Here is a 12,120-nt window from a genome sequence, read left to right on the forward strand (position 1 = left end):
GGGGGGGGGGGGGCCGGGGGGGGGGACCGGGCGGGCGCGCCGGCGGTTCCGCGGGGGGGGCGGGGCGGGCGGCGGGCCCCCCCCCGCCCGCCCGGGGGGGGGGGGGGCGCCGGCGCCGGGCGGGGGGGGGGGGCCGCCCCGCCCCGCGGCCGCGGCGCCCGCCGCTCACGAGATCACTCCCCGGTGCTGGCGGACGAGCTGCTCGCGCACCTGCCGGCTGTGCCGCCTGCTGACCTGCAAGGTCTCGGTGCCGACGGTGAGCGTCACCCGCCCGCCCTCGAAGCGCAGCTCGCTGACGTGCCGGCCGGAGACGAGCGTGCTGCGGTGGATGCGGATGAACCCGGCATCCGACCAGCGCCGCTCCAGCGCGGCCAGCGACATGCGCACCAGGTAGCTGCCGTCGACGGTGTGCAGCCGCACGTAGTCGCCCTTGGCCTCGGCGAACCAGACGGCCTGCTGCGGCACGAAGCGGGTGCGCCCGCCCAGCTCGACGGGGATCACGTCGTCCTGGCCCGGCTCGGGTGCCGGGCTGGTGGCGGCCTCCAGCCGGCGCACCGCCTCGGACAGGCGCTCGGCCCGCACGGGCTTGAGCAGGTAGTCGACCGCCTCCAGCTCGAACGCCTGCACCGCGCACTCCTCGTGCGCCGTGACGAACACCAGCCGGGGCGGGCTGGGGAAGCCGCCGACCAGCCGGGCGAGGTCGAGCCCGTCGAGGCCGGGCATCCGGATGTCGAGGAAGACGCCGTCGAGCCGCTCGCCGCCGCCGATCATCTGGACCATGTCCTGCAGCGCCGTGACGCCGTCGGCCGCGGTCGTGACGTGTTCGATTCGGTCGTCCTGGCGCAACAGGTAGGCGAGCTCCTCCAGAGCAGGCACTTCGTCGTCAACGGCCAGAACTCTCAGCATGTCCACCACGCTGTCGTATGAAAGCAGAGGTCACCAGCGCCACGCTAGCATAGGGTAAGGATTTGACTACAAAGAGCTAAGTTGCGTCTTGGGAACCCGCAGCCGCACCTTCGTGCCGGCCCCCAGCGCGGTCTCCACCACGAGGCCGTAGCCGTCGCCGTAGATCTGGCGCATGCGCAGGTCCACGTTCGCCAGGCCGATGCCGCTGCCCTCGCGCGCCGGGTCCTCGTCCAGCATGCGCCGCGCGCACTCCGGGTCCATGCCGGCGCCGTCGTCCTCGACCGTGATGTGCGCCTCGGGGCCGGCGTCGCGCACCACGACCCGCACCTCGCCGGGGCCGCCGCGGCCCGCCATGCCGTGCTTGATGGCGTTCTCGACCAGGGGTTGCAGGCACAGGAACGGCACCGGCACGGGCAGCACCTCGGGGGCCACCTGCATGCTGAAGCGCAGCTTGTCGCCGAACCTGGCGCGTTCCAGCAGCAGGTAGCGGTCCACGCAGGTCAGCTCGTCGGCCAGGGTGGTGAAGTCGTGGGCCCTGCGCAGGGCGTAGCGGGAGAAGTCGGCGAAGTCCAGCAGCAGCTCGCGGGCGCGCTTGGGGTTGGTGCGCACGAACGAGGCGATCGTCGTCAGCGCGTTGTAGACGAAGTGCGGCGAGATCTGCGCGCGCAGGGCGCGCATCTCCGCCTCCAGCGCGCGCCGCCGGGAGGCGTCGAGCTCGGCCAGCTCCAGCTGCCCCGAGACCCAGCGGCCGACCTCACTGACGGTACGCACGAGCGCCGCGCTCACCTCGCCGTCGAAGGCCGCCAGCACGCCCACCACCGTGCCGTCCACGGTCAGCGGCACCGCCACGGCCCCCAGCTCGGGCCCCTGCGGCTGACCGGGGAACACCTGGGCCCGCCCGGCGGCCAGCGTGGCGCGGGCGTAGGTGAGCACGTCGTCGGTGCACGGACCGTCCCACGCCAGCGCCGCCTCCGTCGAGGTGATCGCCACGGCCGACGTGCCGAGCAGGGTGCGCAGGTGCCGCACCGCCTTGCGGGCGGAGTCGCGGTCGAGCCCCGCGCGCAGGGCCGGGGCGGCCATCGCGGCGATGTGCAGCGTGGTGAACGTGGCGTCGTCCGCCCTGTGGCCCTCCGGCACCGCCCGGCCGCGCCAGGGCGCGCGGGCGAGCCCGTAGCCGAGGAGGAAGGTCAGGGAGCACAGCGCCACGCACACGGTGGTCAGCATGCTGGAAACCGTAACCAATAACGGAGCGTGCCCGGGGGAAAACCGGGAGTTGTGTCAGGGCGGGCCCTCGCCGGGTTCTTCCTGGTAGGAGTAGCGCTGCTCGCGCCACGGGTCGGCCACATTGTGGTAGCCGCGCTCCTCCCAGAAGCCCCTGCGGTCCTCCAGGAGGTACTCGATGCCGCGCACCCACTTGACGCTCTTCCACGCGTACAGGTGCGGCACCACGATGCGCAGCGGGAAGCCGCGCTCGGGGCTGAGCGGCTTCTCGTCGAGCTCCATCGCGAACAGCGTGTCGGGGGCGGTGAAGTCGGACATGCGCAGGTTGGCGCTGTAGCCGTACTCGGCCCAGATCATCACGTGGCGCACGCCCGGGTCGGGCGGGGCCGCCTGCATGATCGTGGCGGGGGTGACGCCGCGCCACTCGTTGGCCATCAGGGAGAACTTGGTGACGCAGTGGAAGTCGGCGATGCGCGTGGCGCGCGGCAGCTGCTCGAACTCGCTCCAGTCGTAGCGGTGCTCCTCGCCCGACGCCGTGGCTCCGAACACCCGGAAGTCCCAGCTCTCGGGCTTGAACGCGGGCACCCTGCCGTAGTGGATCACGGGCCGGCCGCGCGGGACGTACTGGCCTGGAGGCAGGCGCGACTCCTCCACGATCACTCCCCTCACCGGTCTCGCATCTTGGGCCATCCTGCCATCGGGCCCGTCCTGGTTCGCGAGCGGGTGGCGTGCGGTAGGCTTTCGAGCCATGCACGCAGCGTTCCTGTTTTCCTATGGCGGCGGACCCGAGTCCGTTCGCCATCTGATGCTGCGCTAGCAGTCAGGCGAACGAAGGCCCCGGGTCCGATCGGACCCGGGGCCTTCTTGTTTTTCCCGCCCGGTTCTTTTCCTCCCTCCAGCAAGGAGCAAGCAGATGGTGATCGTGATGGGGCCCGAGGCCACCGCCGCCGACATCGAGGCGATCGTGTCCGTCGTCGAGGCGGCCGGGGTGGAGGCGTTCGTCAGCAAGGGGGTGCGGCGCACGATCGTCGGCCTGGTCGGCGACGTGACACAGCTCGACGCGGCCGGCTTGAGAGGCATGGCGGGGGTGCGCGACGTCATGCGCGTGTCCACGCCGTACAAGCTGGTCAGCAGGGAGAACCATCCGGAACGCTCCACGGTCCACGTGGGCGGCGTGCCGATCGGCCCCGACACCGTGACGCTGATCGCGGGGCCGTGCGCGGTGGAGACGCACGAGCAGACGCTCGCCGCGGCCAGGATGGCGCAGACCGCCGGCGCGGTGCTGCTGCGCGGCGGGGCCTTCAAGCCGCGCACCTCCCCGTACGCCTTCCAGGGGCTGGGCGAGAAGGGCCTGCGCATCCTGGCCGACGTGCGCGAGGAGACGGGGCTGCCGATCGTGACGGAGGTCGTGGACGCGCGCGACGTCGAGATGGTCGCCTCGTACGCCGACATGCTGCAGGTCGGCACCCGCAACATGCAGAACTTCGCGCTGCTGCAGGAGGTCGGCGCGGCCGGCAGGCCGGTGATGCTCAAGCGCGGCATGACGGCCACGATCGAGGAGTGGCTGATGGCGGCCGAGTACGTCGCGCAGCGCGGCAACCTCGACATCGTGCTGTGCGAGCGGGGCGTGCGCACCTACGAGACGGCCACCCGCAACACGCTCGACGTCTCGGCGGTGCCGGTGGCGCAGCGGCTGTCGCACCTGCCGGTGATCGTCGACCCGTCGCACTCGGGCGGGCGGCGCGACCTGGTGCTGCCGCTGACCAGGGCCGCCATCGCGGCCGGCGCCGACGGTGTCATCATCGACGTGCACCCGCAGCCGGAGCAGGCGCTCTGCGACGGCCCGCAGGCCCTGGTGGACACGGATCTGGGCGAGCTGGCGCAGGTCATGACCGACTTCCCGGCGCTGCTGGGCAAGACGGCCGCCTGAGCGGTCGAGCGACGGCCGGCCCGCCACGAGCCATGCGCCGGCCGTACTCACAGGTAACTTGAGTAGGAGAACTCATGTGCCGGGCTTCGCCCGGGCCGCACGATGGCCCCATGACGAAGCCCATTCAGCCCACGCAGACCACCGCGTTCTACGTTCAGGCGATCCTGTCGTTCGCCGTCTCGCTGACCTCCGTGGTGATCGCCCTCGTCTACCTGCCCACGGCCGGCTGGATCAAGGCGTTCCTCGGGCTCGGCCTCCTGTACGTCGTGACCTCCACGATCACCCTGTGCAAGGTGGTACGGGACCGCCAGGAGCTCGCGGAGGTCAGCAACCGCGTCGACCAGGCCAGGCTGGACAAGCTCCTGGCCGAGCACGACCCCTTCAAGGTCGACGCCTAAAGGGTGTACTCCTGGATCGAGTCGGCGAGCTGCACGCACAGCTCCTCGGCGTCGAGCCGCTTCTCGATCAGCTTGAGGTCCTCGATCTTGGCCCGCGTCTCGGCCCGCTTGGGCGCCAGCAGCGAGCAGCAGTCTTCGTCGGGCAGCTCGGAGATCTCCAGCGTGCCGATGCGGCGGGCCTCGGCCATGATCTCGGTCTTGTCCCAGCCGACCAGCGGGCGCAGGATCGGCAGGTCGACGGCGTTGTCCTGGGCGGTGATGTTGGCCAGGGTCTGCGAGGAGACCTGCCCGAGGGCGTCGCCGGTGATCAGGGCGGCGGCGCGGATGCGGTGGGCGACCTCCTCGGCCGTCTTGAGCATCAGGCGCCGCTGCGCGATCACTGCCAGGCGGTCCTGGCCCGAGGTGCGGATCGACTGCTGTGCCTTGCCGAACGGCACCACCCACAGGCGGGACTTGCCCTGGAACCGGTCGAGCTTCCTGACCAGCGCGTACGCCTTGTAGATCGACTCGGACGTGGTGAACGGGATGCCGGAGAAGTGCAGGAAGTCGACGTGCAGGCCGCGGCGCATCATCCGGTAGGCCGCCACGGGCGAGTCGATGCCGCCGGACATGAGCACCAGGGCCCGGCCGCTGCTGCCGACGGGCAGGCCGCCCTGGCCGGGGATGCCGCCGGTGAAGACGAACACCTCGTCGCGGTCGACCTCGATGAACACGGTCAGCTCGGGGTTCTTCAGATCGACGGGCAGGCCGTACTCGTCGTTGATGGCGCCGCCCACGAGCCGGTCGAGCTCGTTGGAGCGCAGCGGGAAGCGCTTGTCGCGGCGGCGGGAGCGGACCGCGAAGCGGGCGCCCCGCTTGGCCTCCTCGCTCTCGCCGACCAGCTCGAGACCGGCCTTGAGCACGGTGTCGGGGTCTTTGGCGACCCGCCAGGCGCGGTGGATCCAGACGAGCCCGGGCACGTCGGCGACGCGCTGCGCCACGGCGTCGGCCTGCTCGGCGGTGGCCCCCTCGGGCAGGAAGATCGCGATGACGCCGTGCCGCTTGCGCACGTCGACCTGGATGCCCACCGTCTGGAGGGCGTCGCGGATGTTGGCGATCAGGCGGCGTTCGAACAGCTCGCGGTTCTTGCCCTTGAGGACGATCTCGCCCAGCTTGAGCAGAACGCACGGCTCGCCCAGGGCCGACATCGTCATGGTGGAACCTCCGGGAAGACGGGGACGGGCGCGGCGGTCTAGAGGGGAACGTCGCGACCACCCGAGTTTAGTCCGCGTCGAGGCCGCGCTCGATCGCATATCGCACCAGCTCGACCCGGTTGTGGAGCTGGAGCTTGCCGAGGGTGTTCTGCACGTGGTTCTGGACGGTGCGGTGGGACAGGACGAGCCGCTCGGCGATCTGCCGGTAGGACAGCCCCTTGGCGACCAGCCGCAGCACCTCGGTCTCGCGCTCGGTCAGGCGTGGCCCCTCGCTGGGTTCGAGCTGGACGGCCAGCCGCCGGTACTCCCCCAGCACCAGCCCGGCCAGCCCCGGGGTGAACACGGCGTCGCCGTCGGCGGTGCGGCGCACGGCGTCGAGGAACTCCTCCCGGCTGGCCGATTTCACGAGATATCCGCAGGCGCCCGCCTTGACCGCCTCCAGCACGTCGTCCTGCTCGGCGCTGGCCGACAGCACCAGCACCCTGGGGGCCGGGTCCACCCGCGCCAGGCCGGCCGCCACCTCGGGGCCCGGCAGGTCGGGCAGCCTCAGGTCGAGCACCACGACCTCGGGCAGCACCGCGGCGGCGACCCTGAGCGCCTGCCGCCCCTCCCCCACGGCCGCCACGACCTCGTAACCGGCCTCCGTCAGATCCCTGGCGACGCCGTCGCGCCACATGGGATGGTCGTCCACCACCATGACCCGCACCATGGCGCCACTGTAAGCGTTGCTCAGGCGGGCAGAGTTATTTCGACCTCGGTGCCCTGGCCGGGAACGCTCACGATCGTCACCTTCCCGCCCAGCTCGGCCATCCGGCCCCGGATCGACCGGGCCACGCCCATGCGGCCGTCGGCGGCGGCCTGCTCCAGCCGTCCTTGCGGGATGCCGGGCCCCTCGTCCCTGACGGTGACGGTGACCGCGCCGTCGAGGAATTCGGCCAGCACCCAGGCGCGCGCGTCGTGACCGCAATGCGCGCGCACGTTGTCGAGGGCCGCGCCGACGGCGGCGGCGACGGACGCGGCGGCCTCGGCGGGCAGGAGCAGCGGCGTGGCCGGGGCCGAGACGGTGACGGAGGACGAGCCGTACCGGGCGAGGAGGGAGCGCAGGTCGGTGGCGCCGCTGGGCGCCGGCGGGGCGATCGAGATCAGCTCGCGCAGCGCGGCCTCCTGCTCCCCCGCCAGGCGGCCCAGCTCGCCCGCCTCGCCCCCGAGCTCCCGGCCGCGCCGGTGCACCAGCGCGAGCACCTGGAGGACCGAGTCGTGGATGTCGCGGGCCAGCCGCTCGCGCTCGCGCTGGGCGGCCTCCATCTCGGCGGCCCGCTGCATGCGCTCCTCGGCCTGCTTGGCCAGCCGGGCCACGTGCCCGACGAGCCAGCCCGCCATGAGCAGCAGCACCGTCTCGTTGATGAGGACGGACGCCTCGTCGGCTCCCGAGCGGGACCAGATGTCACCGGCGGCCACCACGACGGCCGCGAGCGTGCCGGCGCGGCGGCCGTGCCGCACCGCCCAGGCGAGCACGGGCGCGGCCATCCAGGTGGCGGGCACGGGCATGGTGCCGGTGGCCGTCTGGAGGGTGCCCTGCACGTACGGGCTGGCGAGCAGGCACGCCAGCGTCACCGCGAGGTCGGCGGACAGCAGGGGCCAGCGGCGCAGCGACTCGGCCGCGTAGGCGGCCGTCGCGCCGGCCGTCCACAGCGCCATGACCAGGATGACCAGCCAGCCGAGCACCGGCTCGGCGTAGCCGCGGTGCTGGGCCAGGAGCACGACCGCGTAGACCAGCGAGGCGGCGCGGAAGACCGCGATCGCCCGCCAGAACGGCCCCTCGATAGCCATGAGCCCTTCTCATGTTCCCGACACGGAGGTTGACAGATAGTACGAATATCCATGCGAAAGGGACATCCGGGATGGCACAATCCGGGAACCCCTAATGCAAGGAACCGATAGATGACCGCTGTGAATCATTTCACCTACGGACTGATCACGCCGTTGCTCGCCTACGTCATGTCCTGCATCGGCTCGATGCTCGGACTGCGGCTCACCGCGCAGGCGCACGCCTCGCGCGGCGGCGCCCGCGTGCGCTGGCTGCTCGGCGCGGCGATCTCCATCGGCGGCACCGGCATCTGGGTCATGCACTTCATCGCCATGATGGGCTTCGAGGTGGAGGGCACCCAGATCAAGTACGACGTGCTGCTCACCGTGGCCTCCGCGGTGGTGGCCATCGTGGTCGTCGGCACCGGCCTGTTCCTCGTCTCCTACGGCGGCGGCCGCGTCCTGGCGCTGCTCGGCGGCGGCCTGCTGACCGGGCTCGGCGTGGCCTCGATGCACTACCTCGGCATGTACGCGATGAACATGTCCGCCCACGTCTCCTACGACCGGCTCACCGTGGCCGCCTCCGTGGGCATCGCCGTGGTCGCCGCGACCGTGGCCCTGTGGTTCACCCTGCGTGTCAAGAAGCCGATCTGGATCACCGGCGCCGCCCTCGTCATGGGCGTGGCCGTCTCGGGCATGCACTACACCGGCATGTACGCCATGCACGTCTCGGTGGACGCCGAGCCCGGGGTCGTCGCCGGCGCCGACGCGCTCGACTTCCTCGTGCCGCTCATGACCGTCATCAGCCTCATCACCCTGACCATGCTCCTCATGGTCATCCTGTCGCCGTCGGAGGAGGAGCTGCACGAGGACGCGCAACTCGTCGCCAAGCTCGAACAGCGCCGCCGCGCCGCCCACCAGGAACAACTCACGTATCCGACGCCGATGCCGCGCCAGCAGCCGATGCAGGCTCGGCGAAGGTAGTTGCGCGCCCGACGACCGCCTGCTCATACTCCCTTATCGGTGGGTAAGGGATGGGTGGGGCATGTCGCCGATCGATCATTTCTCCTATGGGCTCTTAACGCCCGTGACCGCGTACGTCATGTCCAGCGTGGGCTCCATGCTCGGCCTGCTGCTCACCTCGCGCGCGAGGCTGATCGGCGGGCGTGAGGCCAAGTGGTGGCTCATCGGCGCGGCCCTCGCCATCGGCGGCACCGGCATCTGGACGATGCACTTCATCGCCATGCTCGGCTTCTCCGTCGACGGCCTGGCGATCCGGTACGACGTTCCGCTGACCGCCGCCTCCGCGCTCGTCGCGGTCGTCGTCGTGGGGACGGGCCTGTTCCTGGCCTCCCACGGCGGCGAGCGGCGGGCCTACCTGCTCGGCGGCGGCGTCCTGACCGGCATCGGCGTGGCGGCCATGCACTACCTGGGCATGGCCGCCTTGAACATGTCCGGCCACGTCTCCTACGACCCCGTCGTGGTGGCGCTGTCGGTGCTGATCGCGGTGGCGGCGGCCACGGTGGCGCTGTGGTTCACGCTGCGGGTCAGCGGCGCGCTCAGGATCGGCGGGGCGGCGCTGGTCATGGGCGTGGCGGTGTCGGGCATGCACTACACCGGCATGTTCTCGATGTCGGTCGCCTCGCACGAGGAGATGGCGGCGGTGCCCGGCGCGCGGGCCATCGACTTCCTGCTGCCGCTCATCGTCGGCATCAGCGTCATCACGGTGGGGCTGCTGCTCACCGTCATCCTGTCGCCCTCGGAGAAGGAGCTGCGCAGCGAGGCCGCGTACCGGGAACGGCTGCGCGGAGGCGACGAGGGCGCGCCGGAGGTGGATCTCTTCGGCACGCCCCGCGGCTGAGCCACAAGACTGAGATACGGCTTGCACCGCATGGTGGGCCGCCGACTCTCCGCGGCGCAAGCCGTACCCTGAGGGGGTTGTAGCGGTAACCCCGCTGCCCTCAAGGTACGGCCGCCCGCTTGCGAGCCGCTTTCACCTGGTTGTCCGGGCGGCACGGCGTTACCCGAAGAAGACCTCGGCCTCGGAGTAGCGCTCCACCGGCACGGTCTTCAGCTCGGAGGTGGCCTCGTCGAGGCCGACCCGCACGATGTCGGTGCCGCGCAGCGCGACCATCTTGCCGTAGTCGCCCTCGTGGGCCGCGTCGATCGCCTGCAACCCGAACCTGGTGGCCAGCACCCGGTCGTAGGCCGTGGGCGTGCCGCCGCGCTGGATGTGGCCGAGCACCGTCGTGCGGGCCTCCTTGCCGGTGCGCTTCTCGATCTCCTTGGCCAGCACCTCGCCGATGCCGCCGAGCCGCACGTGGCCGAACGCGTCGAGCGTGCCCGCCTGCAGCTCCATCTGCCCCTCGATGGGGTGCGCGCCCTCGGCGACCACGATGATGGGCGAGTAGCGGGTGCGGAAGCGGGACTCGACGTACTCGCAGACCCGGTCGATGTCGAACGGCTTCTCCGGGATGAGGATGACGTTCGCGCCGCCGGCCATGCCCGCGTGCAGCGCGATCCAGCCCGCGTGCCGGCCCATGACCTCGCAGATCAGCGCCCGGTGGTGGGACTCCGCGGTGGTGTGCAGCCGGTCGATGGCCTCCATCGCGATGTTGACCGCGGTGTCGAAGCCGAAGGTGTAGTCGGTGCCGGACAGGTCGTTGTCGATGGTCTTGGGCACGCCCACGACGTTGACCTCGCGGTCGTAGAGCTGCTTGGCGACGCCAAGGGTGTCCTCGCCGCCGATGGCGATCAGCGCGTCCACACCGGTGGCGGCCAGGTTCTCCTTGATCCGGCCGACCCCGTTCTCGATCTTCATGGGGTTCGTGCGGGAGGAGCCCAGTATCGTGCCGCCGCGCGGCAGGATGCCGCGCACGGCCTGGATGTCGAGTGGCATCGTGTCGCCTTCGAGGGGGCCGCGCCAGCCGTCACGGAAGCCGACGAACTCATGACCGTAGACGCTCACCCCCTTACGCACCACTGCCCTGATCACGGCGTTGAGCCCGGGGCAGTCGCCGCCTCCGGTCAGCACTCCAATACGCATGGCGGGTTCCTCCCAGATAGGGGTCACGAACCAGACCTTGATGTCAGACTCGCATTGTGCCCGGCATCACACACAGTGGTCTAGACCAAACGCCAGCCCGAAAAACTAAACCTGCGTCTGCTTGAAACTGCGGAGGAAATTTCATGATTGTGCTCGCGATTGACGCCGGAACAACCGGGGTAACGGCGCTGGTAGTTACAGAAAACGGGCAGATCATCTCCAAGGGCTACGAAGAATTCGCGCAGCATTTTCCGCGGCCCGGCCGGGTCGAGCACAACCCCGAGGACATCTGGCAGGCCACCCTGTCGGCGTGCGCCACGGCGCTGCGCGACGCCCCCGGGCCGCCGTCCTGCGTGGGCATCACCAACCAGCGCGAGACCGCCGTCCTGTGGGACCGGCGCACGCTCGCCGCGCCCCGCCGCGCGATCGTCTGGCAGGACCGCCGCACCGCCGCCCTGTGCGGGCGCCTGCGCGAGGCGGGGCACGAGCCGCGCGTGTCGGAGCTGACCGGCCTGCGCCTCGACCCCTACTTCACCGCGACCAAGCTGACCTGGCTGGCCGAGAACGACCCCCGGGTATGGGACGGCGTCACGTCGGGAAATCTGGCCATCGGGACGGTGGACTCGTACCTCATCGCCAGGCTGACGGCGGGCGCGCGGCACGTCACCGACCCGTCCAACGCCTCCCGCACCCTCCTGTACGGGCTGGAGTCCGGCACCTGGGAGCCGGAGCTGTGCGAGCTGTTCGGGGTGCCGGAGGCGGCCCTGCCCGAGATCGTGCCCAATCACGGCCCGATCGGGCGGACGGACCCGTCGGCCTTCCTCGGGCTCGACGTGCCCATCAGCGGCGTCGCCGGCGACCAGCAGGCGGCGCTGTTCGGGCAGACGTGCTTCGACGTGGGCGACGTCAAGTGCACCTACGGCACGGGCTCGTTCGTGCTGACCAACCTCGGCGACCGGATCGTGCGCTCCGGCTCGGGGCTGCTGACCACGGTGGCCTGGCAGACGCCGTCGGGCGAGCGCACGTTCGCGCTGGAAGGGTCGATCTTCGTCACCGGGGCGGCGGTGCAGTGGCTGCGCGACGGGCTCGGCGTCATCGGGACGGCCCCCGAGTCGGAGGCCGTCGCCCGCACCGTGCCCGACAGCGGCGGCGTCGTGTTCGTGCCCGCGCTGACCGGGCTCGGGGCGCCGCACTGGGACCCTCAGGCGCGCGGGCTGATCACCGGCATCACCCGCGGCACCACGCGGGCGCACCTGGTCAGGGCCACGCTGGAGGCGATCGCGTACGAGGTGCGCGACGTCGTCGAGTCCATGGGCCCCGAGCCCGGCGCCGTCTCCGTGCTCAAGGCCGACGGCGGCGCCAGCGCCAACGACCTGCTCATGCAGCTTCAGGCCGACCAGCTCGGCACCCCCGTGGAGCGGCCCGCCGTCCAGGAGACGACCGCGCTCGGGGCCGCGTTCCTGGCGGGGCTGGGGGCGGGCGTGTGGGGGTCGCAGGCCGAGCTGCGCAAGACCTGGCACCTCGAACGGCGCTTCGAGCCGGGCGAGCGGGACGACGCCGCCTACGAGCGGTGGCGCGCGGCCGTCCGCCTCGCGACCGCCGCCGCCCACGGCTCCTGAC

Annotated in this window: 12 protein-coding genes; 5 read left to right on the plus strand and 7 right to left on the minus strand. The window is 71.5% G+C overall.

Features of this window, described 5'->3' with window-relative positions; all coding sequences use genetic code 11:
• Nucleotides 1–165: 165 nt before the first annotated feature.
• The 3 genes from HCN51_RS14545 to HCN51_RS14555 form a co-directional block, all read right to left on the minus strand.
• Nucleotides 166–906: a LytR/AlgR family response regulator transcription factor gene (locus HCN51_RS14545; RefSeq protein WP_168010174.1), complete on the minus strand. Its 741-nt coding sequence runs from the start codon at nucleotides 904–906 to the stop codon at nucleotides 166–168.
• A 66-nt stretch (nucleotides 907–972) separates the two neighbouring features.
• Nucleotides 973–2,130 carry a sensor histidine kinase gene (locus HCN51_RS14550; RefSeq protein WP_168010175.1) on the minus strand — a complete coding sequence of 386 codons (1,158 nt, stop codon included), beginning with the start codon at nucleotides 2,128–2,130 and terminating at the stop codon, nucleotides 973–975.
• A 54-nt stretch (nucleotides 2,131–2,184) separates the two neighbouring features.
• The gene (locus HCN51_RS14555; protein ID WP_230466414.1) at nucleotides 2,185–2,796 is read right to left on the minus strand and encodes a molybdopterin-dependent oxidoreductase; all 612 of its coding nucleotides are present in this window, start codon (nucleotides 2,794–2,796) and stop codon (nucleotides 2,185–2,187) included.
• Between the two features lie 244 nt (nucleotides 2,797–3,040).
• Between HCN51_RS14555 and aroF the strand changes: the two genes are divergently transcribed.
• Nucleotides 3,041–4,057, plus strand: coding sequence for a 3-deoxy-7-phosphoheptulonate synthase (gene aroF, locus HCN51_RS14560; protein ID WP_168010176.1), 1,017 nt, complete (start codon nucleotides 3,041–3,043; stop codon nucleotides 4,055–4,057).
• Between the two features lie 110 nt (nucleotides 4,058–4,167).
• Complete coding sequence (locus HCN51_RS14565; RefSeq protein ID WP_168010177.1) at nucleotides 4,168–4,455, plus strand: YiaA/YiaB family inner membrane protein; 288 nt, start codon at nucleotides 4,168–4,170, stop codon at nucleotides 4,453–4,455.
• Here the strand turns inward: HCN51_RS14565 and thiI are convergent.
• The 3 genes from thiI to macS form a co-directional block, all read right to left on the minus strand.
• Nucleotides 4,452–5,648 carry a tRNA uracil 4-sulfurtransferase ThiI gene (gene thiI / locus HCN51_RS14570; protein WP_080041139.1) on the minus strand — a complete coding sequence of 399 codons (1,197 nt, stop codon included), beginning with the start codon at nucleotides 5,646–5,648 and terminating at the stop codon, nucleotides 4,452–4,454. The genes HCN51_RS14565 and thiI overlap by 4 nt on opposite strands.
• A 67-nt stretch (nucleotides 5,649–5,715) precedes the next feature.
• Nucleotides 5,716–6,357: a response regulator gene (locus HCN51_RS14575; protein ID WP_168010178.1), complete on the minus strand. Its 642-nt coding sequence runs from the start codon at nucleotides 6,355–6,357 to the stop codon at nucleotides 5,716–5,718.
• A gap of 20 nt (nucleotides 6,358–6,377) precedes the next feature.
• Nucleotides 6,378–7,478, minus strand: coding sequence for a MacS family sensor histidine kinase (gene macS / locus HCN51_RS14580; protein WP_168010179.1), 1,101 nt, complete (start codon nucleotides 7,476–7,478; stop codon nucleotides 6,378–6,380).
• A 111-nt stretch (nucleotides 7,479–7,589) separates the two neighbouring features.
• On the opposite strand from macS, the gene HCN51_RS14585 reads away from it, so the two are divergent.
• The gene (locus HCN51_RS14585; protein WP_168010180.1) at nucleotides 7,590–8,438 is read left to right on the plus strand and encodes an MHYT domain-containing protein; all 849 of its coding nucleotides are present in this window, start codon (nucleotides 7,590–7,592) and stop codon (nucleotides 8,436–8,438) included.
• Between the two features lie 103 nt (nucleotides 8,439–8,541).
• Nucleotides 8,542–9,315 carry an MHYT domain-containing protein gene (locus HCN51_RS14590; protein ID WP_346433643.1) on the plus strand — a complete coding sequence of 258 codons (774 nt, stop codon included), beginning with the start codon at nucleotides 8,542–8,544 and terminating at the stop codon, nucleotides 9,313–9,315.
• Between the two features lie 159 nt (nucleotides 9,316–9,474).
• On the opposite strand, the gene HCN51_RS14595 is transcribed toward HCN51_RS14590, so the two are convergent.
• Nucleotides 9,475–10,500, minus strand: coding sequence for a 6-phosphofructokinase (locus HCN51_RS14595; RefSeq protein WP_168010182.1), 1,026 nt, complete (start codon nucleotides 10,498–10,500; stop codon nucleotides 9,475–9,477).
• A gap of 143 nt (nucleotides 10,501–10,643) precedes the next feature.
• Here HCN51_RS14595 and glpK point away from each other — a divergent pair, with 143 nt between their 5' ends.
• Nucleotides 10,644–12,119, plus strand: a complete 1,476-nt coding sequence (glpK, locus tag HCN51_RS14600; RefSeq protein ID WP_168010183.1) for a glycerol kinase GlpK — start codon at nucleotides 10,644–10,646, stop codon at nucleotides 12,117–12,119.
• Nucleotide 12,120 lies beyond the last annotated feature (1 nt).

This window comes from Nonomuraea composti, assembly GCF_012034275.1.
In the GTDB taxonomy this organism is placed as follows: Bacteria; Actinomycetota; Actinomycetes; order Streptosporangiales; family Streptosporangiaceae; genus Nonomuraea; species Nonomuraea composti.